Raw genomic sequence first — 26,211 nt, 5'->3', positions numbered from 1 at the left:
TCTTAATCATTCCCCAGTGTCTGTAAATGCTTCATTGAGCCATATAGCTTTTCTAATCGTTCAAATTCTGGCGCATCATAAAAGCTAATCTTTTGATTAGTAAATTCCTTCGCTACTTCTATACAAAACCTTACGGCTTCAGCAATGTCTACTTCATGGCTGGCACCCGTCCCACTCCCCGGAACGGCAGAATTCGCTGTAATAGCAACTCCGACAACGGGGGCGTCTGTGGCTACCGCTGGCTGGAGAATACTGTTGATATGAAACACATCATTCCCATATGGAGTAATATCCTGTGTAGTCACAGCAAATGTCACAGGAGCGTCTCCTGTTGTCATTTCCATAATCCGGACCAAGTCAGCACTAAATTTAAGAATGTATCCTTCTTTAACTGTAGGTGAAATAGCAAATCCTCTGTGATTAAACACTCTGTTTCCTTTTGTGGTATCAATAGAAAGGACTGCATCCATTTCAGGAATCACTTCATAGCGATTCATCGTCAGAATATCTACTGGAGAGCCCATAAATTCCACAGGCTCATGTGGAACGGTAGGAGCGTTGGGACAAATATGAGTGGTTACATACACATCTCCAGAAAGCACGTCTCCCTTTTGGTTCATAGCAGCCAACTTCAGAGCTATGGCAACCGCTGCCGCAGCACCATCCCCATCGGACACAAAGCCAATACGACTTGGTCTAGCTCCCAATCCACCTAATCTTCCTACAATCCCAAGTGATGGAGCGTTTCCTCCATTACTTTTCCCGTTTGACCCTTTGATTAAAATCTTAATGAAGTCTGTAGAGCCTTGCTGACCTTCGACCGTTTCAAAAGAAGCCTCGCAATTCTGCACGTTAGCAAATAATTGAATAACGGCCTCACCATTAATCTGCGGATCATCAAGTAGCTCTAAGACGTCCATGGTGTATTTTAAAGACATGCTCTCATTCCTTCCCTACTATTTTACGTTGAATCACCGGTTCAATCGCTTTTAAAAGCTTATGATTAAACATAGTGGAGCTTAGCTTTATATTCTCCTGTGGCACAATGATGACCGTAATGTCCATTCCTGCTTTGATTTCTGCACTTACAACAGGAGCTCCCGTCTGTGTATTAAAGGTCATGATTAAATCTGGGAAGGTTCCAAGTCTTTGACCATCCTGCTCTGCTGTCATGTATTCATTCCAAACGGTCAACTCTAATTGACCTATTTGGACCAGTCCAACATCAAAGCCCCCAGATTCCTTTAGTTCAAAATGGTCAACCCGACCAGATTGAACAATCTTCCCACCTAGGAAGGCTGAAGCAGCTTCAATTCTACCGTAGCCCTGTGGCTCAGCTAAAAATACCTGTCCTAATTCAATAGCTTGTGTAATCCCACCTAACGCAGCATTCTTTTTAATGTAGCTTATATCCACTGGGTTCCGACATACACCAACCATCCCACCAGCTTGTACCGAAACAGCTCTCACAGCACTGGAAGAAAGGTCTAGTGATGCAGAAATTGCGCCCTCTACCTGCTGTTCTCCCTTCCCGCCTGCAAATGTCTGCAATGACTTATATCCAGGCACCTCAGAAAGGTTAAGGGACCCCATTGATCCTGTTGGGTGAGCTCGACCGTTACAAGGAGCGTCTAGAAAAGGCAAGCCTGTTGCTACAGATTGCAGCCAACCATTTATGGTTGTAGATGCTCCATTCTCATTCGTCATCAGCGCTTTAATAGGATGAGGAAATTCTTTTTGCATCCGCTTTACCGTGTCAATTAGCTGCTTAGTGTCTACATGCATATTTTTGGCGGATGGAGCGCCTACCAAAGATACACATACCACGTAATCCTGATCCTGAAATTCATCGACAGAGGCTAAAGTCGGATTTCCTAGCTTGAACACTTCTTCTGTCTTTTCCAAGCCATCATAGATCCAGCCTCCACCTCCTCCGCCTAAAATACATCCACCATATACCGCTTTTTCTGCATCTTCTTTAGTTAATGTTCTAGTTGCCAAATCTATCCCTCCATTATCTTGCTTTCCAAAGCGAGGAGAAGAAGCTATATAACGCATCTCCTGCAATAAAACCAGCTGCTGTTGTATACATTGCACCTTCTGCGGCAGGTCCTTTTATTTTCAGGATAATGATTCGAATGAGAATTCCAGTAAGAACTGCCCAGCCAGCAATCGGATTTAGAATTAACAAACCAGTAGCAAACAAGATACCCATTTGTCGCTTTGATCCTCCGATAAACTGAATAATAGCCCCTGGTATAGCCCATAAAAGTAATAGCATACCCACATTCCCCGTTAAGCCTGATTCAATCGTTGCGGCATACACCGTGTTCACAGGAGGAACAAGATCCTGCTCGAAAAAGGATTGAGCAAATAGCGTAACCATAGCAATCGCTACACCGAAACCGATCAAACCACTCTTTAATTGCTGTCTACGTCCAAATAATTCTTGAGCTGTGCTCACTCCTCGTCTAAGGATGTGTCCCGTCTTAAAGTCATAGCCCATATCAGCAAAGGCAGGTCCAGTTGCAGCAGTAAATCCTGTCAGCAAGGCGAGAGCTGCTGGTGGAAAACCGATGAGCATCCCCACAATTAATACGATCAGGGTAACAGCAAAAGCCGGAAACCACCCTGAGTGCATAGCTGCAATTCCGACGATGACCTCTGTAGCCAACGTAGCAAAGGCAGCAAAGAGAACAAACACCGCTAGCTGCCATAAAGGCATTTCTGTGATTAAGCCACCCATAATAGCGAGAAGAATAGCAATCCCGAAATAAAGAGCGTAGCCAACACCAAAGCCTCTTTTTACATCCTTATTTGAACGGGTATACTGAATGTCCACTCGATCTTTTTCATTATTTTCTTCTTGATTTACTTCTTGCCTAGATTGTTTTCTTGATTTAATTAACGTTAGGACAAACTGTAGAAGAGCAACTAAGCCAGCTCCAATCATCATCCCATGGGGAATATAATACGCATCGATATCAATCCCGAAAATAGGATCAGAATACCCACGAAGCAATAACCCAACTCCAAACATAGATAGTGCCCAAATATTTCCGATAAAAGCCACACCAAAGGCTGACATTGCTACACCAAAATGAGCTCCTACAGCTCCTCCTAGAATACCTAGTCCTAGAAACTTAGCCTTTGAACCCCCTTGATCCCCTGCCTTTAAAGCTTCAGCTGTGGCAACACCTGGCGGCCAAGTTTCTTGGGCTCCAAAAATTCTTGAATCAAAAACCTTATAAAGAATAAATACATCAACTAGTAGAGCTAATCCCGCTCCGATCAGCATAGGTGTAATTAATTCTGGCATCCCAAGTACAAACGGTAAGCCTATTGGGATCATTAAGCTATTAGCTGCTCCAAAGGTAGCTGCTGAAATCGTAGTTTGAATCAGATTCTGACTCTCTAGCGATCTATACCTTCTGAACATTTCTAACGGAATTCGAGCCACGATAATCGCAATTAAAGCTCCAATAATAGATGTATTAGGGGTAATCCCTAATGACGTAATTAATTGCATTCCGATAATTGAACCAAATATTGCTATGAAAGCAGAAAAGATGATAAATGTAATATCAAACGTTTTTTTCTGCATTTACTCCGCCTCCCCAACGATTAAACGAAACTCAACGGCCTGAGCTTCAACTAAATCAATAATAGGAACCTCTAGGTGTCGGCTCAGATAATCTTTGAGCTTAATGGTTGAAAATCCTGTACAAGCAAATAGAATAACGTCAGCTCCCCCAGCAATCAGTTCGCTCACCTTATGATAGAGCTTCTCACTAGCATCTACAGCAAATAAATCGGTTGCTTTTCTTAAATTTGGCTCGTAGGTGTAGGAGTGAAAAGAATCTCCTAGCTCTCTTTTCATTCTCTCAGGTGGAGCTTCGGTGATTCCGATAATTCCGACCTTGCTTCCTGCCAGCTTAGCTGCTCGAGCTCCACACACACCAGCTCCTAGAACCGGAATACTAACGGCAGCACTTGCTTCATCCAACCCTGGGTCACCTGCACAGCTGATCGTAATCACCTTGATGTCGTTTTCCTGTTTCATCTCCTGTGCAAGCTGAGCTATTTTAGGAATGGCGATCGCTTCTGAAGCCTTATCATGTACCCCATACGGCTGTTCAGGAATACATTTAGTGACTGATTTGACATTCAAATACTCCTGCATTTGTTGTCCATGCTCCAATAAAACATCTTGATCCTCTGTTGTCAGTACGCGAATGATTCCTAACACTACCTCACCCCTTTTGCTAATCTTGTAGTTACTATTTGCTTATCTTAGAAAAATATAAGTACAAAGCATCTACAAGCTAGAATAAGATAAAAATGAAAGTTATTTATTTTCTAAATCCTTTATGTAATTGTATTTGTTCGATTATTCTTTGTATATGTACGAAGTGAGCAGTCTTTTTAGCTTTCTCCTTCTCATTTAGGTAAAAGAAACTCTATGACGCTATGAAAAAAGAGCCCATATCGGCTCCTCTTTTTAATCTAATTGCTTAATTTTCAAACAAAATTGCAGCACGAATCTGTTTTCAGGATCATCCAAATCTGTCCCTAAAAGCTCCTTTATTTTCTGCAAGCGATACGTAATCGTACGTCGTGATACAAACAGCTTCTCTGCAGCACGAGAGGCGTTTCCATTTTCCATCAAATAAACAACAAGGGTCTCCCGCAGATTAGAATCAGCCTGACTAAGGGGACTCAGAATACTATTCACATATTCTTGAACCTGCGGTTGAGTACTAAGCTCTATAAAGAACTCATAAATGCCAAGCTTATTGTAGGAAAATATCCTTTCCTGCTCATGCATTTTCTTCCCTATGCCCATGATTTTCGTCACAGCACCAACCTTTTCTTCTACCTCCTCAAGTCTTGCAAACATGGAGCTAATAGCAATATATGAATCCTCGATAGGAGAATTCGTCAAATACTGGGTTAGTAAATTTCGCAGCTCGAGAGTACTTGATGATTGCTGAGTGGTAAAATGTAACAGAACGTAGACATTCATATTTCTTTCGAAGATTAAATAGCGTTGTACTTTAGGAATTCTGTTCATGAATTGACTTACCTCTTTACGAAAGAAGCACGAATAGTCTGTGGGAAAATGAAATGCATCTATCGTCTCGTTAATAAACTGATTCAATTCTCGTTGAAAAAATAATAAGACATAGCTTGTGTTTGACGCTCCTGCTCCAGTAATAGAAAACCTTCTTAGCTCTTCATCTTGACTCATTCTTTCTTGCTGCCATTCAACGATTTCGCCCATCAAAATCATATAAAGTTTATTTTTAACTATGATAGAGTTCTGTTCATCCATCTCTTCACTTAGGAGCTTATTGTTATAGACGAAATGTAGAAACATAAAAGGTATCCCTTTTCTAAACAACGGAACAATGACATGCCATTTGTGACCTAAATACTCTGTCATCACAAATGAATGATCTTCATATTGCTTGACCCATTCATTGATTTTCTCCTTGTAGCCCGTATAAGAAGGGGCAGAGAAAAGAAGCCTAGATTCCCTCCATCCATCCTTCTGCACATCCTGAGAGCAAGATAATAATCTGCCTTCTATATCTTCCAAGTACATTGTACAGGATAAATAGGTGGCGAAATCATTCAGGGCTTCCTCTACCGTGAAATAGGACTTGTTTTCAAAATGAGCAAGAGTGGTTTCACTTTTACTGGTACTGATTTGTTCAGCGTGTAGCATACTCTGCAACGGTGTCAAAACACTTATGTACGGGACATCCCTTGGTAGAATAATGATGGGGAAATCATGTTGCTGGGCTACAGCTATTATTTCATCCGACAAACGACTAACAAATTTACCAAGCTTAACAATAATACCAGCAGCCTTTTTATGAATGAGCGCCTTAACAATGCGATATTGTTCATCCGGTTGCTTACGGACAGAGTAAAAGGATGTGATCACCAATACCCCTTGCGTCACCCAATTTTCAACCTCAGGTACCTCCATAACTTCTATTGTTAAAACTGGTCTTAGGAGGCTTCTATGCCCTGTAACTAATTGGGTATTTAATTCCTTACTGACTTCCAATACATCTGAAATGATCATGATGGCGCCCCTTTACAACAAATCATCTTCTTAATAGAATTTCCAACATTAAAATAGATAGTCCTTACATAATGGTAGTTACAGAGTATACCTATTCCTTCAGAGTTCTGCAACCTGAAACGATTGAACATGAAAAAGAAGCTATCTAAGTCGAGATTTTCGACTTTAATGACAGCTCCATCGACTACTTTGTTCTATTCATCAACCTTTCATTAACCTTATGAAACTACCGCACTTTTACTCGATTTAACATCATACAAACCTAGCTTTACATCAATTATATGCTCTGGCTTAGGCTTTCCTCTGCTCTGTCTATGCATCTCTAAATGTGGCTCACTTTTTTCCCATGCCTTCCAATTATCCTCTGATCCCCAACGGATCAGCACAATCACTTCCTCTTCCCCTCGTCTAACACGTTTCACTAAAACACTCAGATCAATAAATCCCTCAGCGTGCTCGATCACTCCTTCTCCCGTAAAATGGTCTACAACCTTCTGTGACGAGCCCTCCGTCACAGTAAATGTTTTTGTCTCTATAAACATTCCTTCTCATCTCCTCTCATGAATTCACTAGAAAATCTTTTTTGTGTACAAAGATCTCTCTTTTTATTTTATTGATAAAGATTCTCATTGTCAATTAGAGAGGGAAGAAGACTCTCTTCATTTACACTCTATATTGCTAAAAAAGATGTCTCAGCCGCAAAACGACTGTGAGACACCTTTTTAACTATTAGCTTTGCAATTATGCCATGAATTTTGCTTTTATTTAAATACTTTTAAGCGAGTGTCAATTGGAGCAAATTCCTTTTCACCTGCTGGAGCAGCTGGCTTACCAAATGGTAGCTGGGCGATAAGCTTCCAGCTATCAGGAATGCCCCACTCTTTTTTAACCTCATCATCAATTAATGGATTGTAGTGCTGTAGAGAAGCTCCTAATCCCTCAATGCTAAAAGCTGTCCAAACGTTGTACTGCAGCATCCCACTTGATTGATTAGACCAAACTGGGAAGTTGTCTTTGTATAAGGCAAATTGCTCTTGAAGATATTCAACAACGGATTGATCTTCAAAAAACAATACGGTTCCGTAGCCGTTACGGAAAGACGCCATTTTTTCCTCTGTCCCAGAAAAATCTCCCTCACCAACAACCTTACGTAACGTTTCTTTGGTGATATCCCATAGCTTGTTATGATTCTCATGAAGTAAAATAACAGCTCTGGAGCTTTGTGAGTTAAATGCCGATGGCGTATGATTAATCGCATACTCCACAACCTCTTGAATTCTCTCATCCGAAATTGGTGATTCCTTGCTTATAGCGTAAATAGAACGTCTTTCTTTAATAGCTGCATAAAAATCAGACACAGTAGTAGTCCCTCCGTTACTCATTAGTATTTTTCCTCCATCCTATCTGTCAATAGATACTGAAGAATTCTATATTTAAAATCATTTTTTCTTTTTATTCTTCAGCTATAATTATTATAGTTACATTATTTTAGTAAGTCAATAATTTTATGATCTATCACAGACAAAAAGCTATATCCCCATCAGCATCCAATTTCTCTTTCACAACTTTAGCGTTAATCTGTTTCATACATAATCTTCCCAACATCGCTTAAATCATAGCCTCCAAGAGAATCCAATTCCTTCCTAAAGGAATCTGACTGTAAAATAGAAAGAATAAGCTTAATCAGTTGCTCATTTTTTGCGTTCTTTTTAATAACCAGATCGTATCTTTCTTTAATTAACGGAATAAAATCAACGCCAACCATTCGTGCTGCTTTTTCACTCCCTATGCCTAAATCTGCCCTTGATGCGGCAACAGCACCTGCCACACCTAAATGACTTGTTTCTTCAATTGTATATCCTTGAAGCTCAGTAGCTTTTATGTGATGGAGCTTACATTGCTCGTCCAACAATACTCTTGCTCCTGCTCCTTTTTCTCTATTCACAATCCGTAAGCCAGGCTGACTGATATCACTCCAAGCCTTTAATTTTCTTGGGTTTCCCTTCTGCACAAAAAAACCAGCCCATCGGTATAGCAAATTTATCACTATATAAGAATGTCCAGTCAATAATCGTTTCACATATGGTAGATTATACTCATCCGTTTCTGCATCATATAAATGTAAGCTCACAACATCACATTCTTCTTGATACATGCTAACTAAGCTGTTTAAGCTTCCAGCATAGGTACGAAGCGGTCTAAAACTTTGATCCTCATTTTCCATATACTTAGATAAAATATCCAAGCATACATCTTGTCCACTAATAATAACTGGTCTTGTAGGGCTAGCTGTGTACTGTCCATCCCTAGCAGGTTTTTGTTGCCCGTGAATTGCAGGATTTTGTTGCCTGAGAATAATAGGTCCCTGCTGGACTTCATTTTTACTAATTTTAGCCCCTTGCTTGTAGGCTTGTAAATCGGATTCATCCACTCGCATTTGCCTTCCAACTCGATAAGCAATAAGCTTTTCTTTCTTTATTAGATCATAGACGGTTAGCTTGGATACCTTTAATAGTTGAGCGATCTCTTCTATTGTGTAGGACTTCTCCTTCATTTTTTCACTCTCCCGAACAGCTAGTATATATTCATTATAATCTAATTCCACTTCATTATCCTATAAAGCATTTTTCACACGAATGATACAATTAGATATATTTAGTTATAATTAGTTATATCTAATATGGTATAATACAATGGATTTCATTAATATTACATAATTGATAAGGAGAGAATTGTATGGTTTCAAGAAAAATGAAGTTAATCATAATCCTTTGTTTTATGACTAGTGTATTGTTAGTAGCGGGTTGTGCTAACAGTTCTAGTGATGGACAAGTTGAGCTTCATGTAATGACAGCCGCTAGCATGACAAACGCTATGACTGATTTAATTGAAATGTATAAAAATGAACAAGAAAACATTACGATTATTCCTAACTATGGTTCTTCAGGTCAGTTAAAGACTCAGATTGATCAAGGAGCACCAGCAGACCTATTTTTATCTGCTGCAGTTCGCTGGGTGGATGAGCTTGAAGCAGAGGATAAAGTAACTGAGCAGGTAGATTATCTGCGTAATGATCTTGTTCTTGTCACACATAAAAATAGTGATCTTGAGCTACAATCATTCGAGGACTTAACAAACGATAACGTGCAATCTGTTTCAATTGGTCAGCCTGAAACGGTTCCAGCTGGTGAATATGCGACCCAGGCCTTAGAAAATATGCAATTGTTTTCTGAGCTAGAGCCAAAAATTATCTTTGGTAGTGATGTGCGTCAGGTTCTGACTTACGTTCAGACCGGTAATGTCGATGCAGGACTTGTATACCGAACAGATGCTATTTTGATCGATGATACTGAAATTGCCCTTGAGGTCGATCATCAGCTTCATGATGAAATTATATATCCCATTGCCTTACTTAGTTCATCTGACCATCCAGACGAAGCCAAAGCTTTTTATGAATGGTTATTGACGGATGAAGCGATTCAAATCTTTCAAAAATACGGTTTTACAGGAATGTAATTAAGATGAGTGCTTCCTTCTGGAGTCCCATCCTTGTTTCTGTCAAAATTATTAGTGTGTCCAGTATTCTCACCTTCCTCTTAGCCGTAGCTGCTGCTTGGTTTATGAAGGGAAGGCGTTTTAAAGGTAAAAGTGCTGTGGAAACATTCCTTATGCTCCCGCTAGTCCTTCCTCCTACTGTTGTTGGATTTGCCTTGTTGGTAGGACTAGGGAGAAATAGCTGGATCGGACAAGCCGTGGAATGGTTATTCTCTAAGCCGCTAGTTTTTTCCTATTCAGCTGCAGTTATTGCGGCCATTGTTGTCGCTTTCCCCTTGGTCTACCAGATGCTGAGAAACGGCTTTGAAAGTGTTGATCCGGAGCTAGAAGCGGCAGCTAGACAGCTAGGTGCAGGCGAGTGGCAGGTTTTTATCTATGTTACTCTGCCCTTGTCCTGGCGATATTTGCTAACAGGGTATATGCTGGGGTTTGCCCGTGGTCTTGGTGAATTTGGAGCTACTTTAATGTTTGCTGGGAGTATTCCTGGACGGACACAGACGATCTCTACTGCTATTTTTGTGGCCGTAGAGTCGGGTAATATAACGTATGCTTATTATTGGGTAGCAAGTATTGTACTGTTCTCATTTGTTTTACTTAGTTTAGTTCATAGAGTTAAAAGATACTGATTTAAAAGAAAGATTGTGATAGTTGCTATAAATGGCATATACTACAGATACAAATTAATTCCAGCAAGTAGGTGATGAAATGCCATTAGAAAAACAACTCTCAAAAGCCTTTCTAATCAGTTTAGCTGGTCTTATTGGCTTTATTGGGACTTCCTTTTTAATTAGAATGGAACATGTTGTGCAGTTCGATTTATCTGTCTTATCAGCCATTTCCAAGCTGGTGAACCCATTATTAACGAGCATCATGCTTTTTTTCAGCTTTATTGGTAATCCAAGCTCAGTTGTCGTTTTGACTATATTGATCATGTTTTTTCTATATGTCATCCTGCGCCATAGAAGAGAGCTCATTCTGCTTGCTACCGTTATGTTAGGAACAAGCATCCTGAACATACTTTTGAAGCTAATCTTTCAAAGGGTTCGTCCTGAAATCAATATACTTATAGAACAGACAGGCTATAGCTTTCCTAGTGGTCACTCCATGGGGGCATTTTCTTTATACGCCATTCTGACTTTTATTCTATGGAGACATGTTCCCTCTAAGCTTGGACGGTTTTTCCTCATTTTGTTTAGTACCTGTATGATTATCACTATCGGTATAAGCCGTTTATACCTTGGTGTTCATTACCCTAGTGATGTAATAGGAGCTTATTTCATTAGCGGGTTCTGGGTCTTTTTAGCCATTTGGTTCTTTCAAAGCTGGGAGGAAAGAAAGGGCATTCAAAAGGAAACAAAATAATGTTCACTTTCCCCCATATCCAGGACCTTAAAGTTTGGTAGATTAAAAAGATTTTCAGAAACCTAATAATACAGTGAAGATCTGTATACTATCATCTATAAATTTTTCCTCATTGACATCGAAATCATGATTATGTATGACCATTGAAACTAAATAGCCAAAATTCATTGATATGAAAGCTGTAGCCATTGCGTTACTATCACATTTTTTTATTTTATTAAGCTCTTGCATTTTATCAAAATACCGCACAAGTAATTCTTTAAGCTGCGAGGGGATTACAGTAATTCTATTATCCAACTCGGGAAAATTACCTAATTCTTTATAGGCAATTTTTATTACATCACCATTTTTCTTAAAGAAAGTAAAATATAATTTTGTAATGGCTTGTAAGTCTTCTTTAAGATTCCAAACAATCTCTTCATGTAGCACCTTTTTAAAGGAAGGGATATAAGAATATTCTTCGATTATGGTGTTTAAAATGTTCATCTTGTTACCAAAGTGACGAAAAATAGTAACTTCATTAATATTTGCATGATGAGCAATTTCTTTTGTTGTAACACCACGAAATCCTTTTTTCTTTATTAATGATAAGGTAGCCTGTAGTATTTTACCCCTTGTATTGAATGATTGTGTCAAAATTATAACCTCACTTTAGTATCATTTATATATTGCTTGTACATATCAGGATCATGTGATGGGATAATGATTAAGTTGGGATTCATCATCTCTAGCTGTTTTAGCATTGGAAAGTTACTTTCATATTGTTTTCGATTATAATGAGCGATTCTGCTTAAAATTGACCCACCCTTGTTCTTCTGATAATTAGCTTTTAGATATACACTATCCGCAATTAAGAAATATCTTTCCTGATTTGAAATATTTAGAAGTAGACCAAACTGACCAATGGAATGACCAGGAAGTGGAACTAATATAATCGTGTTGTCCTTAAATAAATCAATCGTTCTGAGAAAAGGACCGTAGGAATACTCACTATCTTCGAAATCTAATAGTTTCACTGAAGATGGATTTATATTTTCAAACAAATGCTTTAAATATCCATTAATTAGTAATTTTAATTTAGACTGTCGACCATATCTCCATTCCTTCTTATCTATATAGATAGTAGAGTCATTAAAATCAGCAATCCCGCCAGCATGGTCAGCATGTAAATGAGATAGGATAACGGTTTGAATTTGCCTTGCTGTAACATTCATTTCTAATAGCTGGCTTATGGCATTTTCCTTCTCTGTTATCTGAACCGGAGTCATTTTATTCATTAGTGAAAAAGGAAAGTTTTTTGTCGCTTCAAAATACCGTGTTGAATAACCCGTATCAAATAAAATATTACCATGTACAGGATGTTCAATTAAGAAAAAAAGTGCCGGAATCGATATATCTGTTGAATCAGCTCCTTTTATTAGGTGAGATCTTTTAGTTTTGCAAAATCCTGCATTCATAATCGTAAGCTTACATTCAGGAGTAGTGTCTGGTACAGAGGGTAATTTCATCTTCATTCACTTCCCCATTGCTTATAATATGCTTTTAACTCTTCCCGGTTTTTCCATCTTGATGATTGTAATGCTTTTAATTCGTTAGGAACAAATTGCTTGAGTGTTCCTAACCCTTTTATCGAAATCTCTATTTCATCCCCCGGTAATAACCATTGATTGTTATCTAACCCACAGCACCCAGGGATCGTCCCCATACCAATAATGGTTCCAGGTGGTGGGGTGAAAATTCTAGAAAGATAGTCAACAACCTCTTGGGGATGGGAGATATATTCAGATGTACTGCCTTGCCATGATAATCGGTTGTTTTTATCTATCTCCACTCTCACATCTAAAGATAGAGGGTTCTCCACTTCATCCGATGTTACAAAATAAGGTCCAATACCGATACTTTTATCAAAGTCTTTACTTTTTGCTGGACCACAAAGTAAACGAAAATCAGGAAACTGAACATCCCGTGCAGATACATCGTTCATAATTACATACCCAGCAATAGAGGTGCTATTCTTACCAGTTGAAGGGTCAACCTCTGAGTTTCCTATGACAACCCCCAACTCTGGTTCGATATCCAAATAAGAGGTATAAGATGGCCAAACTAATGTATCAAATGGACCATTTATTGACAAATGGTTGCATTTATAATAAGGCATACTAGATTTTTGAATAGTCTTTCGCAAAGCTTTATCGAGAACCTTCCGCAATATAGGTTTTAATATCCCTTTAAATTCATGCTCGATAAGTGTATATCCTGAATTTAGTAAATGCTTTGGAGATAAACCAAAATCAAGAACTGCTGGCGGATTAGGTATAGGCGAAAGCAGTTGGACTTGCTCTAACTTGAGAAATGATTCTATATTGTTTTCAGAAATCATCTCTTGGGCATGAGCATGAAGTTTACGTGCATCCTGCTCACTTTCGGGCAAGCCCTGTAAATAGCTGTTAATATTATTTAATAATGGAGTGAAGAGGTTTGAGTGATACCTGAGTCTTTCAAATGAAATAACATAGTCATCAATAACGATACCAAACTGCTCCATCTTTGAATTATTTAGAGAAAAGGTAACTAGTTTCAAATGTAAGCCTCCTATAATCATTTACTATTTACTGATATTTTACTAATAACGACGAATGTATGCAAGTAATTACTTGCATACATTCGTCGTTATTTCTTTATTTGATATGTATACGTCAATATATTAAGAAGTTTAGTTAATTCAATCCAAAAACCGTAAACACGATAGAAACAGTCTTGCAGAGATTCAAAACTCTACGAGGCTGTCCCTTTATTTGGGCATTAATGGATGAGTACTTCCCTGGAACCCCTTATAAATTTCGAATACTTCTCTGCTATATGTGCCAAATCAGCATCCTTAGCTTGCATTACGCTGTACGCAACGAATACCGGAAGAAAAGTACCGTTGCATCTCATCAGCGTTCTTTCAATAGGTCGCAGGAATTCACTGATTGTATACGTGTTTTCACCGCCAGACCTGTAACTTGCTTCCGTTCCTCCAGTGGTCGTAGCGATCATGAACTCTTTGCCAAGAAGTTTATCTCCTCTTGGACCATAAGCCCAGCCGAAGGTCAGCACATTGTCAAACCACTTCTTAAGCAGTGGCGGACAGCTGTACCAATAAAAGGGAAACTGGAACACAATCCGATCATACTATAGCAGCATCCGCTGTTCTTTTTCCACATCGATCTGCCAAGTGGGGTATTCCAGATATAGGTCGCGAACAAGAATATTCGCGTGTTTATTAGATTTATGAAGTTCCTGAATTAAGACCTTACTGGCTTTGGATAGATTTAAATCAGGGTGTGCTGCGATAACCATAATGTTCATAAGATCATCCTTGCTAAACGATATGTGTGGATGGGGCTTCAAATCATATCGAATTCAGGAAACAATTTGAGGATGAATCGAACAACCTTCAAATAGAGAAGGATATCTCGACTTAGATACAACGCTGTTGATGAGAGGAAGCTTGGTTATGAACTAACGTTCCCCGTTAGCTTAATCATTAATCTTCACAACCAGTGGGTCCATTTCTTTCAGTGTTGTACGCCCCCACTGCTCTACGAGCTTACAATAACTATCGGAGTCATGCATTTGTGAGGCCACATCGACGATCGTCATGCTCCAAACTACTTTGGGTAGTGGTAATGCATTCATTGGTCTTCGAATACCCTTGGTGGTCCCTGGTCCCTGGTCCTCTGGCCATATCTTGGCGAATTAACTCCGTAGGGTAACCTTCCTCCAGATGCCTCCTTAATGCGGATTGCACCCAGACATACATTTCATCGCTGTAGCCTGCATGTTGAACCATGTACGAGGCAACAGTTAGAAAGTGCACCTGCCCGTAGCTAGGATCGGTGAATTCAAGTGCCATAAATTCATTGAATATCGATTCGCATGTATTCTCCTGTGGAAGCTCAGCACCACATTTAACACAAGTATCCAATACGATTACCTCCTTTGTAACGTTTATTCTTTACCCTTACCGATCGTATTTTTGGGCGTAACCATATAAATCAGCATGACCATTCATTGAGATGATTACCGATTGATATTATGCATGATTGCACAGTAAAGAAAATCTGCTAAATCCTCATTGCCATATTGATTAAAGTAGTTTTTGAACCGTGAATCGAATTTATAGGTATGAGCAATGCAGGCCAGTAACTCTTCATCACATGTCATGAATTGCATTAGATTTTTTTTCCATTCCTCGATTAATCGCTGAACTTCATCGGAGGAAGGATCCTGATCGATACGAGACGCAATTTGTTTGAATATTTCCTCCATGAATTGAAAACGTTCCTCTTTTTCATCTGGTGATAATTTCTCCAACGTTTCATTAAACTCTTTATACGTTTCTGTTTCACCATAAATGAACCTCGCCTCATTTGCATATTGTTCTTTCAATGGCAAAACGGAAGAACCGTTGAAGATTTGCAAATGACTAATATCATTCCCCGAAACGTATTCGTCGAGAGCTACCATGATGGTTTCTAGTCTTTGTTTTTTTGATAATAAGGTTTGGCTCTGCTTCTTTAATATCTGTTTCTGTTCTTGCCTGGTCAGCTTTAAAATGTCCGCAATTTCTTTCAAGGAAAAATCTACTTCCTTTAAGAACAAAATAGTTTGAAGTTTTTCCAAACTGCTTCGATCATATAGGCGATACCCTTTTTCTGTGAGATGTGTCGGTTTAAATAAATCAATTCTATCGTAATAATGCAGGGTCCGACCTGTAATGCCAGTAATCTGAACAATATCTTTAACCGCTAATAATGGTTTCTTCATCCCAGAATCCTTTTACTTCGTCTAGTATTTGAGCAGCAGGTGTTATGGTGGCCTCAAAGATCGTCTTTCCTGTTTTTCTTAAATAATATTGGATTAAATAATATCCGCAAGCGTAGCCAGCGCTATAAGGCATATTGACCGGTTCAAAATTTTGAAGTTTGGCGATCTCGTCACCGTAAAGATACGGTGCAAATTTATCGAACCCTGTTAATTGCAATTGCTCTCTAAGCACAGGCTTTATACGCCTATTAAGTGTATCTGCGCTTGTTTTCGTTACCCAAGGCCCGAGCAATTCTTCTCCAAACATGAACGTAGCAAAGTTTTCAGCTAATCCTTCACTTACAATGAGCTCACCCAAATTAACGGTGTGATCCCACTGAATAAATTGATATCGCACATTATGGTTACATTCGTGCGCCAGCGCAGCCTTCATTCGAGGAATCGTGTACTCATTGGGCAAGAGCGTACACGTGATAAACCCAGGAATGCCCCCAAAGCCACTATATCCTTCGTTTATGACTAAGGCACGGCTTTCCGGATTCCCTAGTTGTATGGTAAACAAATATTCGGATACGGGGAGATTTATTTCATGTTCTGTAAATAGACGAAGGCTTTTCCTTACAGCATCCTCACACTCTGACCAAAAAGAATCTGACGAAATCAGCTCTATCTCTGACGAAATCTGAGGGGTAATCTGCTCAGGGGATCGATGCATCATATTATTCATCGTAATAACATCAAAACCATTCGCCTCTTCAGCTTTAAAAGGGATTTGTTGAATTTGCCATTGTTTCATAAAGGGAGCCATCATTTCGTTTCTGAATAATTCAAGCTTTTCCTCGGGCGAAGCTTGGGCAACCTTTTGATAAATTTGGTCTGAACGCAATGTTTTTATATTCATATCTCTCACTCCTAGTTATGTATTCATAGAGAATTATGCACTATGACCTAACGTCATAGTCAAGAAATTTTTATTCAATTACTGAAATTAGGTAGATGGTGCTCCATCTGATACCTCCAAGAATAAGTTAAATAATGATTAAATAAATCTACCATTTTTCAACATACTCTTAAAACCATTCTGCCCATTATTACAGCAGGGAAATTTTTAATAAAGGTAATTCAATCTACTTACCGTTATCTTTACAAGTCCATCACTCTGTTTGTGATGGGTATCATGCAGGATTGTTTATGAACTCTGCTCAGGAGTTAGCAGAAAGTCTAATGGTTGGATTTTATAAAGTTTTATACTGTTAGACAAACTGCCGACTGTACATTGTAGAGTCGGTTTCTAATGTCGCTAAACTGCCCGTTAGCTTAATGAAGTATCGCTTGGCTAATACTCTATTTTCTCGGTCAAAAACCTAACTAATCAAGTCTACACTTTCTTCCGACATCCGAATCTGAGTAAAAACTAAACTGCACCTCGTAGGTTAGAGAAAATTCTCTCCATTGAAGGTGCAGTCTAAATTTAAAACAAGAGTAGATTCAATTTTTTAATCAAGATCAGATTCGATAGAGAAGTATACGATTTCACCCGTATAAGCATCTACATCAATATCTGCTTCCCCAGTCTCAGTCTTAATCTCTATCTCATAAACCAATCGTCCATCATCACGATCAAGCTCTGCTTCCTTTAATGTTCCGGGTACTCGTTCTAAAGCAATAGCAACAGCTTCATCCATACTAATCATTGTAGTGGAATTTTGTTGTGCTTGTGTGGATTCAGGAGTTTGTTGCTGTTCCCCTCCTGTTGCCGCCTCTCTATCATTAGTATTTGATCCTTGGTTTTCATTCTGCTGGTTCGAATTAGACTGCTCATTTCCTTGGAGAACTTTCTCTTGCTTCACTTTAAGAATTTCTCCCGTAACAGCATCAAGCTTTACATCATACTCACCTTGAGGACCTTTTAAGTCAATCTCATAAACCAGCTTGCCCCGTTCCTTCTCTAACTCAACCTCTGTTACATTTCCAGGGTATTTATCTGTCACAATTTTACTCGCTTCATCGATAGACATTGGCTGACCAGTCGGGCTTGCAAAGGTTTGCTGTATGCCAAATCCTACAGCTGCAATCAGCACCGCTCCAAGCAATACGGAAATCCATGTTTTCTTCATCTCTTGTTCCTCCTTTTAACTTGTTGATAAGTCTATCCTATCCGACCAACATGAAAGTAAGCTTAGAGCAAGATTAAAATTTGATGAGAAACACCATTATTTTTCAGAAGCTTTTTCTGGAGGCACAGGAAGCATAAGCGTCACAATAGTTCCTTTACCCTCTTCACTTTCTAAATGGATTTCCCCATTTAGGGCACGAACTAGATTTGAAGCTATGGATAATCCCAAGCCACTCCCCCCTGTAGAACGATTCCGAGCTTTATCTACTCGATAGAAGCGATCAAACACCTTTTCCAAATCCTCTGCAGGAATGCCTATTCCCTCATCCTCAACCCGAATATATAGCTTGTTCAGATTTTTCCCTATTTGGAGTACGACCTTTCCTTCACTATACTTCATCGCGTTATCAAGCAAAATAAATAAAATTTGCTTAAGGAGCTGTTCATCTGTCCACCCATACAAAGAATCCTCAGTTGAAATGAATCTGATCTCCCGTTGGTAGGTCTTAGCAAGTGTTCTACTTATATCCTGACAAAGCTCAACCAGTTCGACACGTTGAACATCTATTTCACCTGCTGTGTCATTTTTAGCTAAACGTAGCATCTGCTCCGTAAGTAGCTTCATACGCTGAGCCTCTGAGTGAATCGCTTCAACTGATTCCTCTAAAACATCTGGTTTTTTCGCTCCCCAGCGTTTCAAAAGAGCCGCATAGCTTTCGATTACTGTTAATGGAGTCCTAAGCTCATGAGAAGCATCAGATACAAATTGCTGCTGCTTTTCAAAATTCTCCTGCAAAAGCTCAATCATTCGGTTGAAGGTAGCGGCCATATGGGCCAATTCATCGTTTGAATGCTTCTTCAGCGATATTTGTTTAAATGTTTTCTTTCTTTGAATTTCTTCCATCGTTTTGATCATTGCCTTGATCGGTTGCAGGATGATTCTACCTAAGACACGACTCCCAATAAATACAGGTAGTAAAACGACTAATGTAGATAGGATTAAAACTAATCCAAGCTGTCTAATATTCTCTTGAATTAAAGCTAGACTCTCCCCAACCTGCAAGCTAACTACTGAACCATCACTCCAAATAATTGGGTGCATAGCTACTGCAATCTGTTCTCCATCTGCATGGAAAAACGTTGTAGTCTGTTGTCTGTCACTGTATTGCACAGGTAAAGCTGTTAAATCTGTACGCTTGGTCACGATCAGGAGTTCTTCACCTTGTTCATTCACTACTCTTATCAATCCATTGGCTGGTAAATTTGTCCTGAGTAACTCAGCTGGACTAAAAGGAGAATCTGGATTCACCCTGACGGCCTCAACCATATTTTCAGTTTGATCCATGAGTCGATTGAGCTCTGCCGTAGTAGCTCTGGTTGAAAAAATCGTGTACACTGCCGTGTTAACAAGAACCAAAATTAAGATGAGCCAAACGGTCGTTAACAGCTGAATTTTAACACCAATTTTCATGCGGGCGGCTCCTTAATACTATAGCCTACACCCCGGACAGTTTGGATTAGTGGCGGATCATAAGCAGCATCTACTTTTTTACGTAGGTAGCGAATGTACACATCTACCACATTCGTATCTCCGTAATAATCATAGCCCCATACCTGCTCAAGAATCTGTTCACGCTGTAATACCTGATTCTTATGCTGCATGAGATAAACAAGTAAATCAAATTCTCTAGGGGTAAGCTCTATATCCTTCCCTGATCTATCTACCTGTCTCGTTTTTAGATCTACGTACAAATCAGCTACATGATAGCTCTGTTCAGCTTTATTTGAGGTATGGTTGCTTCCAGCACTTCTCATACATGCTCTAATTCTCGCTAATAGCTCTTCAATTTGAAAGGGCTTAGTGATGTAATCATTAGCCCCTTGATCCAAGCCACTGACCTTTTCAAATACAGAATCACGAGCTGTTAAAAGGATGACAGGTGTTTGGATAGAAGCGCCACGTAATCGACGGAGTACCTCCATCCCATTTAATTCAGGGATCATAATATCTAACAGGATTAAATCCCACTTAGCATCCTGTGCCTTCTCTAAGCCCTGCTTCCCTGAATGAACCATCTCAACCTCATAGCCTTCATGCTTTAGCTCTAAAGCGATCACACGCGCTATCTTTTCCTCATCCTCAATGATTAAGATTCGTTTGTCCATATCCCAGCCTCTTTCCTTTTAAGACTGTTTCTTATTTCTTATTATATTGCCTTTTAGTTAGATAGCTGTCAAATTGGCTTATCTGCTCTAAAAACACAAAAGAGCAGGAAGCTAATCCTGCTCTTTTTCTTTAACCTATCTAGGTCTTATTCCGATATAATACTCATTTCACTTAAATATAACGGCGTAAAGTAAAAAGATAAAACCGATCAAAACGACGGTAATAAACCCATAATAAAAGATTCTTAACCATTTTGGCATGGTTCTAAGATCTACTCTTTTTGATGGTAATCCCATATGTCTTTGGTAATGATCCATCGCACTGTTATAAGGCTCTACACGATGACTAGATGAGTCTAAACGATGATTCTCGTCCATCGAATGATTGGTCTTGGCCTGATTCTCACTCAATTTCTCTTCTTCCTTTACCTTCTTATCGTTTATCACCATTTCTAGCATCCTCCTCCTTTATGAACGCTGTGCTTCTTCGAATTCTCTTACTCCTTTATATCCTGCTTAATTTCCTTAATGACTCTTGCTGGATTCCCTCCTACTACCACGTTATCAGGAACATCCTTCGTTACCACTGCTCCTGACGCAATCACTACGTTGTTCCCTATCGTCACACCAGGATTAATGACTGCTCTTCCTCCAATCCATACATAATTACCGATCGTAACAGGCTTTCCATATTCAGCACCGCTAGCTCGCACAATAGGATCTAATGGGTGTGTAGCTGTATAAATATGTACTCCGGGAGCGAGCATACAATGGTCACCTATTGTTACTTTACATACGTCAAGTATGACACAATCAAAGTTCGCAAAAAAATTCTCCCCAACATGAATATTGTATCCGTAATCACAGCGAAAAGTGGGTTCTATGTAAATATTTTGACCTGTAGAGCCGAAAAGCTCTTTGAGTATCTGTAAGCGTAGCTCCTGATCTGTTTCAATCGATTGATTAAATTTCCTAGTTAGCTCCCTTGCTCTTAAGCTTTCCTTCCTTAGTTCAGGATCAGCAGCTATGTAGAGTTCCCCTGCTAACATCTTTTCTTTTTCTGTACGACTCATTTTGATTCCACCTCTTCATGATATGATCTACGTGTTATATTAAGCCCAGTTTCACTTATCTATTATAAAGCTTTTTACCCTGGAGGCTGTGCAAAATTTATCTTGGCTATCTTTAGATTTTCCTATTCATATGAATCTGAGTTACGTCTCTCTCATATTCTTTAAATCCATGCTTTTGATAAAAACGAACTGCATCCACCCACTCTAGGTTTGTCTCTAGCACTAGCTCCTCTATTTCTCGTTGCTTCGCCGTATTTATAAGTCTTTCTAGCATCTGACTAGCAATACCTTTTCCTCTAAATTCCTTCTTAACGGACATTCTAGCGATTCTGCCTACTTGGTCACTTTCAATGATCAATGCTCCCGTTCCCACCATTTCACCCTTCATATAAACAGTTAAAAAACAATCCCCATTCGCACTATACGTCCTAACGATTTGGTCTAAATCAGGATTTAAAGAGTAGTCGATATAGCCAAATCGTTCGCCTAGCCCCTCAAGGATAATCTCTTTGGCCTCTTCCTGACTATCAATAGTTACTTCTTCGAACTGTAGTGATATAGATTGCTCCATTTTTATCCCCTCATTCCTAACTATTTTTTATGAACTCGGAAGCTTTAATGTCCAAATCCCCGCACATTCAGGTAAAATCACAAGATTCTCATCACGCACTCTTTGAGCTAAAGCATCTCCAAAGAAGAATCGTGTTAGTTCCACTGCCTCTTCAATATGATTAAATGTATAATCTGTGCGTATCCACTGCTTTTCGAAGCCATACTCTTGTTCGAGAAGGGTATAGTAACTGGTTAAAAAGTCTGGTGGATGAGGTGTTGTCCATCCAGTGCCTAACGTTTCAAAAATTACACAAGCTCCACCAGGCTTAAGCACTCTCTTGATTTCCGAAATAACCTGCTTCAAATCCTCGCTCCAGTTTTTCTGATTCGTACTGGCTAAATAAGCAATACTCCACCCTGAGACAACCAGATCCATACTATTTGCTTCAACTGGAAGCTGTCTGTGATCAGCTACCTCTGTCCTCCAGTTTGATAACCCTAAATCCTCAAGCTTCTTCGCTGTAACCTCAAGCTTGGCTGCTGAAGCATCTAAAGCTAAGATTGAGTTAGCTTTTTGAGCTACTGGTACGGTTAACCTTCCCGTACCTGCTCCTAAATCAAGCACATCTTTACCACTGAATGGGTAGAGCTCGTGTAATTTTTCTCCAAGCAAGGGCTGCTTAGCAATTAACTCCTCATAGCGTTGTGCTTCAAGTAAATAAATCTGAGTATGATTAGGCATCGTTTTGCTCCTTTACGATTATTTCCACTTTATCTTAAAGGTTAACTAAGGTCATACTCAAGCGATTTTTTAAGATGAACGTCATATCATGCTAAGTTTTCCTTTAACGACTGGCAGTGTAAGTTAGAAAAGCATAGATATCTCCTTCCTCTCCTCTAAGGCTTACGCTTTCTTGTCCCAAATTTGATAAACTCTAAATAAAACAGACAACAGCTTATTGACTGAAACTGCTTTGATTTGATAACGTAAAATTGAAATAAAGGACTGATTGCATGGATTTTACGCTTATTTTAATGCTCTCCCTTTTGGGACCAATTTTCTTTTTGATCGGTTACATTGTTGTTAAAATGTTTATAAAAAAACAGGTTCCCGTAAGCAGCTATACTCCCTTTGATCGAATTATGGGGCAAACATCTGTAGAGTTTCACGAGCATAAAGAGGTGAAGGAAGAAGAGGATGACCAAGGTGATGATAAAAACAAAAATAAAAAGAAGGTGAAAAAATGATCCGTATCCTTGCTGAAGAAATACCGGCTAAGCTGAACTATAAGCTACTTACCGGAATTGTTGTGCCTCGTCCCATTGCCTTTGTGACGACACTATCGACCGTTAACGAGTCGGTAAACGCTGCACCTTTTAGTTTTTTTAATGTGGCCAGCAGCAATCCTCCTAGAATTTCAATTTCTGTTGGCAGACGAGATGGTGAAATGAAGGACACCGCTAGAAATGCGATCCATCGCGGGGAATTTGTCGTGCACTTAAGCGATGAACAGCTTATTGAAGAGATCAATAAAACAGCCGCTACTTTAAAAAACGACGAAAGTGAGCTCTCCTTAACCTCCCTACATACCACAGATAGCTCCATAGTTTCTGTGCCAGGAATCAAGGAAGCAAGCATTCGTTTTGAATGTAAGCTTGACCAGCATCTTACCTTTCAGGATGATCAAGGACATACCAACACTGATTTTCTGATTGGAAAAGTGCTTTGCTATCATATTGCAGACCACCTGTACGATACGGAGAAGGAGTATATTCTTTGTGAAAAAGCGAAACCAGTGGCTAGATTAGCCGGGAATGGATACGCCACTTTAGATAAACCATTTAGTTTAGACCGCCCAAGCTAATGAATCTGTTAGTAGTTATGTTCGTGTGATTTCGTGAAAAAAGATGCCTGTCTACACCATATTAAATGGAGGGAGGCATCTTTTAGTATGGATAGGGATTTTCGATTTCATTACTGCACTTCTGACAACCCCTTCACTTTACGAATCTTCATCTTCTTTTATCACATTTCTACTTTCTCCATGAAGTCTCCCTGCTCGTTTTGCTGACTCCCTGAGTAAATATTCAATATGTGTGTTTACACTTCGAAACTCATCGGTGGACCAGCGCTCTAAAACCTCATATAGCTTCGGATCTATGCGGAGAAGAAATTTCTTTTTATTAGACATGTTTTAGACCTAGCTAATAAATCGACCCTGTATTAACCACTGGCTGTACAGAGCGATCCGCTACGATAGCGACCATCAAGTTGTTTATCATCGTTGCTTTTCTTTCTTCATCCAGATCCACTATATGATCCTCCTCTATCTTTTGGACAGCGAGCTGAACCATTCCGACAGCTCCATCTACAATAATTCTTCTAGCATCTAAAATCGCTTTAGCTTGCTGCCTTTGAAGCATAGCGCTAGCAATTTCTGTAGAATAAGCTAAATGTGTTAATCTAGCCTCAATAACCTCTACACCAGACACGATCAATCTACTCTGCACTTCCTTAGAAAGCTCCTCGGCCACTTCATCTGAGTTACCACGAAGTGAGTAATCATCACTTTCAAAGGTATCATAGGGATATTTACTCGTTACATGTCTTAGAGCCGTCTCACTTTGAATCTCGACAAACTTATCATAGTCGTCAACTTCAAATAATGCCTTAGCCGAGTCCACTACCCTGTAAACAACAACAGAGGCTATTTCAATTGGGTTCCCATCGACGTCATTAACTTTCAGTTTTTTACTATTAAAATTACGCACTCGAAGTGAAACACTTTTTCTAAGCGTTACTGGAACTGTTAACCATAGCCCACTTTCACGGATACTTCCTATATAACGTCCAAAAAATGTGATTGCATACGCTTGATTTGGCTGAACACTAATAATACCGGTAGCTAACAGGATACCTACAACTATCAATAACAAAGCAAAAAAACTAACGGATTGAATGAACAAGTAAGCACCTGAAGAGATTAACGCAACAATGATTAAAATACCAAGAAAACCGTTTATTTTAAATGCTAACTTCTCTTTCAACTCATCGTCCCCTCTCATGATCATCTAATTGATATTAATATAATATCATTATGATATCACTTTTTCAATATATTGGGATAAAAAAAGAACCCCCCTTTCTGAGAGCTCTTCTAATTATGACTTTATCAATAACATCAAGTAAATTCAGTCAGCACATCTCTATGCTACACGACAGCTACTTCTCTAACTCAATAGTCGATTCTTCTCCTTCTTTTCCAACCTTCTCCTTACCATAGGCTCCCCATATAAACAACAGAGCTACTGAAAAGAAAAGGACAAGTGGTGGAGCAATCATGATAAGAAAGAAATCCATTGTCACTCACTCCTTTTTTCAATATTAATATTGTTAATGAACTGATACTCGTATTTATCTTTTCTTTATCACTCAACTTTAGCTTTATTTCTTGCCTGACCGTCCCTCAACATATTTCCCGTCAAAGAGGAACAGCCTCATTAACAAGTATAGTGAAGGAATAAGGAGAAACAGCCCTGCTATAAACGCCACAATCAACGCTGTAGCCATCGCTGGATTCGTAAATCCGTCGTAAATCGTAATATGCGGGTATAACAGATAGGGCAAATGGGAGAAGCCATAACCGAAAAACGCTAAAGCAAACTGAACCATGATCAGTATAAACGCAAAGCCAAAGTATTTTTTCTTCCAAATCAAGTACACAGCCCCTAAGAAGCAGATAAAGGATAAGCCGAACACCCAACCGATGGAAAGCATATTCTCAAAATGCCTCGGATTATGCTCACTTAAAGCCAAAAACGTAAGCAGACTGATCATAATCGTTGGAACACTCCAGGCCAAAGCGTAGTTTCTCAGAATATCTAACGCGGGCTGATCCTTTGCTTTTGAAGCATAATACGTTAAGAAACTAGAGGAAATAAACAACACACTAACAATTGCTAGGAATACCACTGTCCAGGAATAGGGACTCCAAAATAATTTATCGTAGAGAATGGTAACACTATCCCCATCAATTTGAATGAATCCTCCCTCTGATATCGTTAACACAACAGAAAGGGAAGCTGGAATTAACAAACCCGTTGCCCCATAGAGGAACATATAAAATTTATTGTCCTTTGCTCCATACGTGCTAAAGGCATAGTACGATCCCCTAATCGCAAGGAGGATGATTGAAATACTCCCTGGTATTAAGAGAGCCGTTCCGTAATAAAAGGCCGTATCTGGAAAAAAGCCGATGATCCCGACAAAAAAGAAGACGAGGAATACGTTCGTTACCTCCCATACAGGAGACAAATAACGTTCAATGACGCGATGAATGATATGCTTTTTTCCGGTAATCGTTCCGTAATAGCTGAAAAAACCAGCTCCAAAATCAATCGAAGCAACAATCAAATAGCCGTATAGAAATATCCACAATACAGTAATTCCAACAACTTCATAGCTCATATAAATCCCC

32 protein-coding genes and 2 pseudogenes are annotated in these 26,211 nt (G+C 39.3%); 6 read left to right on the top strand and 28 right to left on the bottom strand.

Annotation, left to right across the window (positions count from 1 at the left end; translation table 11 throughout):
• Positions 1-2: 2 nt before the first annotated feature.
• The 8 genes from J2S11_RS18840 to J2S11_RS18805 all read right to left on the bottom strand — a co-directional run bounded on the left by J2S11_RS18840 (position 3) and on the right by J2S11_RS18805 (position 8,651).
• Positions 3-938 carry a DUF1177 domain-containing protein gene (locus J2S11_RS18840; RefSeq protein WP_307397237.1) on the bottom strand — a complete coding sequence of 312 codons (936 nt, stop codon included), beginning with the start codon at positions 936-938 and terminating at the stop codon, positions 3-5.
• Between the two features lie 4 nt (positions 939-942).
• A complete protein-coding gene (locus J2S11_RS18835) occupies positions 943-2,001 on the bottom strand; it encodes an S-methyl thiohydantoin desulfurase domain-containing protein (protein ID WP_307397236.1) in 1,059 nt (352 codons plus the stop codon).
• Positions 2,002-2,014: 13 nt separating this feature from the next.
• Positions 2,015-3,604 carry an OPT/YSL family transporter gene (locus J2S11_RS18830; RefSeq protein ID WP_307397234.1) on the bottom strand — a complete coding sequence of 530 codons (1,590 nt, stop codon included), beginning with the start codon at positions 3,602-3,604 and terminating at the stop codon, positions 2,015-2,017.
• Positions 3,605-4,249 (bottom strand): aspartate/glutamate racemase family protein, encoded by a 645-nt coding sequence (locus J2S11_RS18825; RefSeq protein ID WP_307397232.1) that lies wholly within the window; start codon positions 4,247-4,249, stop codon positions 3,605-3,607.
• Between the two features lie 252 nt (positions 4,250-4,501).
• A complete protein-coding gene (locus J2S11_RS18820; RefSeq protein ID WP_307397231.1) occupies positions 4,502-6,097 on the bottom strand; it encodes a PucR family transcriptional regulator in 1,596 nt (531 codons plus the stop codon).
• 218 nt (positions 6,098-6,315) lie between these two features.
• The gene (locus J2S11_RS18815) at positions 6,316-6,639 is read right to left on the bottom strand and encodes an antibiotic biosynthesis monooxygenase (protein ID WP_307397229.1); all 324 of its coding nucleotides are present in this window, start codon (positions 6,637-6,639) and stop codon (positions 6,316-6,318) included.
• Between the two features lie 219 nt (positions 6,640-6,858).
• The gene (locus J2S11_RS18810; RefSeq protein WP_307397227.1) at positions 6,859-7,479 is read right to left on the bottom strand and encodes a nitroreductase family protein; all 621 of its coding nucleotides are present in this window, start codon (positions 7,477-7,479) and stop codon (positions 6,859-6,861) included.
• 191 nt (positions 7,480-7,670) lie between these two features.
• On the bottom strand, positions 7,671-8,651 hold the full coding sequence (locus tag J2S11_RS18805) for a helix-turn-helix transcriptional regulator (RefSeq protein WP_307397225.1): 981 nt from the start codon (positions 8,649-8,651) through the stop codon (positions 7,671-7,673).
• Between the two features lie 182 nt (positions 8,652-8,833).
• Here J2S11_RS18805 and modA point away from each other — a divergent pair, with 182 nt between their 5' ends.
• From modA to J2S11_RS18790, 3 genes are all read left to right on the top strand, one after another.
• Positions 8,834-9,613: a molybdate ABC transporter substrate-binding protein gene (gene modA, locus J2S11_RS18800; RefSeq protein ID WP_307397223.1), complete on the top strand. Its 780-nt coding sequence runs from the start codon at positions 8,834-8,836 to the stop codon at positions 9,611-9,613.
• 5 nt (positions 9,614-9,618) lie between these two features.
• The gene (gene modB / locus J2S11_RS18795; RefSeq protein ID WP_307397221.1) at positions 9,619-10,278 is read left to right on the top strand and encodes a molybdate ABC transporter permease subunit; all 660 of its coding nucleotides are present in this window, start codon (positions 9,619-9,621) and stop codon (positions 10,276-10,278) included.
• Positions 10,279-10,357: 79 nt separating this feature from the next.
• On the top strand, positions 10,358-11,014 hold the full coding sequence (locus tag J2S11_RS18790; protein WP_307397219.1) for a phosphatase PAP2 family protein: 657 nt from the start codon (positions 10,358-10,360) through the stop codon (positions 11,012-11,014).
• A 54-nt stretch (positions 11,015-11,068) separates the two neighbouring features.
• Here J2S11_RS18790 and J2S11_RS18785 read toward each other — a convergent pair whose 3' ends face one another.
• The 9 genes and pseudogenes from J2S11_RS18785 to J2S11_RS18750 form a co-directional block, all read right to left on the bottom strand.
• A complete protein-coding gene (locus J2S11_RS18785; RefSeq protein ID WP_307397217.1) occupies positions 11,069-11,650 on the bottom strand; it encodes a TetR/AcrR family transcriptional regulator in 582 nt (193 codons plus the stop codon).
• 2 nt (positions 11,651-11,652) lie between these two features.
• Positions 11,653-12,528, bottom strand: coding sequence for an MBL fold metallo-hydrolase (locus J2S11_RS18780; protein WP_307397215.1), 876 nt, complete (start codon positions 12,526-12,528; stop codon positions 11,653-11,655).
• Complete coding sequence (locus J2S11_RS18775; protein WP_307397213.1) at positions 12,525-13,595, bottom strand: fumarylacetoacetate hydrolase family protein; 1,071 nt, start codon at positions 13,593-13,595, stop codon at positions 12,525-12,527. Before J2S11_RS18775 ends, J2S11_RS18780 begins: the two co-directional genes overlap by 4 nt.
• Positions 13,596-13,816: 221 nt before the next feature.
• Complete coding sequence (locus J2S11_RS18770; RefSeq protein WP_307397211.1) at positions 13,817-14,176, bottom strand: NAD(P)H-dependent oxidoreductase; 360 nt, start codon at positions 14,174-14,176, stop codon at positions 13,817-13,819.
• 12 nt (positions 14,177-14,188) lie between these two features.
• On the bottom strand, positions 14,189-14,365 hold the full coding sequence (locus J2S11_RS18765; RefSeq protein WP_307397209.1) for an NADPH-dependent FMN reductase family protein: 177 nt from the start codon (positions 14,363-14,365) through the stop codon (positions 14,189-14,191).
• Positions 14,366-14,536: 171 nt separating this feature from the next.
• Positions 14,537-14,746: a DUF5946 family protein gene (locus J2S11_RS18760; protein WP_307397299.1), complete on the bottom strand. Its 210-nt coding sequence runs from the start codon at positions 14,744-14,746 to the stop codon at positions 14,537-14,539.
• Positions 14,745-14,984: pseudogene (locus J2S11_RS22340) on the bottom strand (DUF5946 family protein); the annotation flags it as partial. The gene J2S11_RS18760 and the pseudogene J2S11_RS22340, both read right to left, overlap by 2 nt.
• Positions 14,985-15,079: 95 nt before the next feature.
• Positions 15,080-15,826: a MerR family transcriptional regulator gene (locus J2S11_RS18755; protein WP_307397207.1), complete on the bottom strand. Its 747-nt coding sequence runs from the start codon at positions 15,824-15,826 to the stop codon at positions 15,080-15,082.
• On the bottom strand, positions 15,801-16,727 hold the full coding sequence (locus J2S11_RS18750) for a DUF2268 domain-containing putative Zn-dependent protease (RefSeq protein ID WP_307397205.1): 927 nt from the start codon (positions 16,725-16,727) through the stop codon (positions 15,801-15,803). Before J2S11_RS18750 ends, J2S11_RS18755 begins: the two co-directional genes overlap by 26 nt.
• A gap of 177 nt (positions 16,728-16,904) precedes the next feature.
• Between J2S11_RS18750 and J2S11_RS18745 the strand changes: the two are divergent.
• Positions 16,905-17,083 (top strand): annotated as a pseudogene (locus J2S11_RS18745) (CatA-like O-acetyltransferase); the annotation flags it as partial.
• Between the two features lie 239 nt (positions 17,084-17,322).
• Here J2S11_RS18745 and J2S11_RS18740 read toward each other — a convergent pair.
• The 7 genes from J2S11_RS18740 to J2S11_RS18710 form a co-directional block, all read right to left on the bottom strand.
• Entirely contained in the window at positions 17,323-17,943 is a 621-nt protein-coding gene (locus J2S11_RS18740) for a PepSY domain-containing protein (protein WP_307397203.1), read from the bottom strand.
• A 96-nt stretch (positions 17,944-18,039) separates the two neighbouring features.
• Complete coding sequence (locus J2S11_RS18735; protein ID WP_307397201.1) at positions 18,040-19,413, bottom strand: sensor histidine kinase; 1,374 nt, start codon at positions 19,411-19,413, stop codon at positions 18,040-18,042.
• Complete coding sequence (locus tag J2S11_RS18730) at positions 19,410-20,108, bottom strand: response regulator transcription factor (protein WP_307397199.1); 699 nt, start codon at positions 20,106-20,108, stop codon at positions 19,410-19,412. The genes J2S11_RS18735 and J2S11_RS18730 overlap by 4 nt, the downstream gene beginning before the upstream one ends.
• A gap of 168 nt (positions 20,109-20,276) precedes the next feature.
• Positions 20,277-20,558, bottom strand: a complete 282-nt coding sequence (locus J2S11_RS18725; protein WP_307397197.1) for a hypothetical protein — start codon at positions 20,556-20,558, stop codon at positions 20,277-20,279.
• A 47-nt stretch (positions 20,559-20,605) separates the two neighbouring features.
• Positions 20,606-21,181 (bottom strand): maltose O-acetyltransferase, encoded by a 576-nt coding sequence (maa, locus tag J2S11_RS18720; RefSeq protein ID WP_307397196.1) that lies wholly within the window; start codon positions 21,179-21,181, stop codon positions 20,606-20,608.
• 112 nt (positions 21,182-21,293) lie between these two features.
• A complete protein-coding gene (locus J2S11_RS18715) occupies positions 21,294-21,752 on the bottom strand; it encodes a GNAT family N-acetyltransferase (RefSeq protein WP_307397194.1) in 459 nt (152 codons plus the stop codon).
• 27 nt (positions 21,753-21,779) lie between these two features.
• Positions 21,780-22,475: a class I SAM-dependent methyltransferase gene (locus tag J2S11_RS18710; RefSeq protein WP_307397192.1), complete on the bottom strand. Its 696-nt coding sequence runs from the start codon at positions 22,473-22,475 to the stop codon at positions 21,780-21,782.
• 272 nt (positions 22,476-22,747) lie between these two features.
• Between J2S11_RS18710 and J2S11_RS18705 the strand changes: the two genes are divergently transcribed.
• Both J2S11_RS18705 and J2S11_RS18700 read left to right on the top strand, forming a co-directional pair.
• Complete coding sequence (locus J2S11_RS18705) at positions 22,748-22,981, top strand: DUF3951 domain-containing protein (protein ID WP_307397190.1); 234 nt, start codon at positions 22,748-22,750, stop codon at positions 22,979-22,981.
• On the top strand, positions 22,978-23,598 hold the full coding sequence (locus J2S11_RS18700) for a flavin reductase family protein (protein ID WP_307397188.1): 621 nt from the start codon (positions 22,978-22,980) through the stop codon (positions 23,596-23,598). Before J2S11_RS18705 ends, J2S11_RS18700 begins: the two co-directional genes overlap by 4 nt.
• A gap of 138 nt (positions 23,599-23,736) precedes the next feature.
• Here the strand turns inward: J2S11_RS18700 and J2S11_RS18695 are convergent, their stop codons facing one another.
• From J2S11_RS18695 to J2S11_RS18680, 4 genes are all read right to left on the bottom strand, one after another.
• Positions 23,737-23,925, bottom strand: a complete 189-nt coding sequence (locus J2S11_RS18695; RefSeq protein ID WP_307397186.1) for a type II toxin-antitoxin system antitoxin — start codon at positions 23,923-23,925, stop codon at positions 23,737-23,739.
• Positions 23,926-23,938: 13 nt separating this feature from the next.
• On the bottom strand, positions 23,939-24,781 hold the full coding sequence (locus tag J2S11_RS18690) for an SPFH domain-containing protein (protein WP_307397184.1): 843 nt from the start codon (positions 24,779-24,781) through the stop codon (positions 23,939-23,941).
• Positions 24,782-24,956: 175 nt separating this feature from the next.
• The gene (gene cydS / locus J2S11_RS18685) at positions 24,957-25,094 is read right to left on the bottom strand and encodes a cytochrome bd oxidase small subunit CydS family protein (protein ID WP_307397182.1); all 138 of its coding nucleotides are present in this window, start codon (positions 25,092-25,094) and stop codon (positions 24,957-24,959) included.
• Between the two features lie 84 nt (positions 25,095-25,178).
• On the bottom strand, positions 25,179-26,201 hold the full coding sequence (locus tag J2S11_RS18680; RefSeq protein WP_307397180.1) for a cytochrome d ubiquinol oxidase subunit II: 1,023 nt from the start codon (positions 26,199-26,201) through the stop codon (positions 25,179-25,181).
• Between the last annotated feature and the right edge of the window lie 10 nt (positions 26,202-26,211).

This window comes from Bacillus horti (assembly GCF_030813115.1).
In the GTDB taxonomy this organism is placed as follows: Bacteria; Bacillota; Bacilli; order Caldalkalibacillales; family JCM-10596; genus Bacillus_CH; species Bacillus_CH horti.
This window is presented reverse-complemented; position numbering and strand designations above follow the sequence as displayed.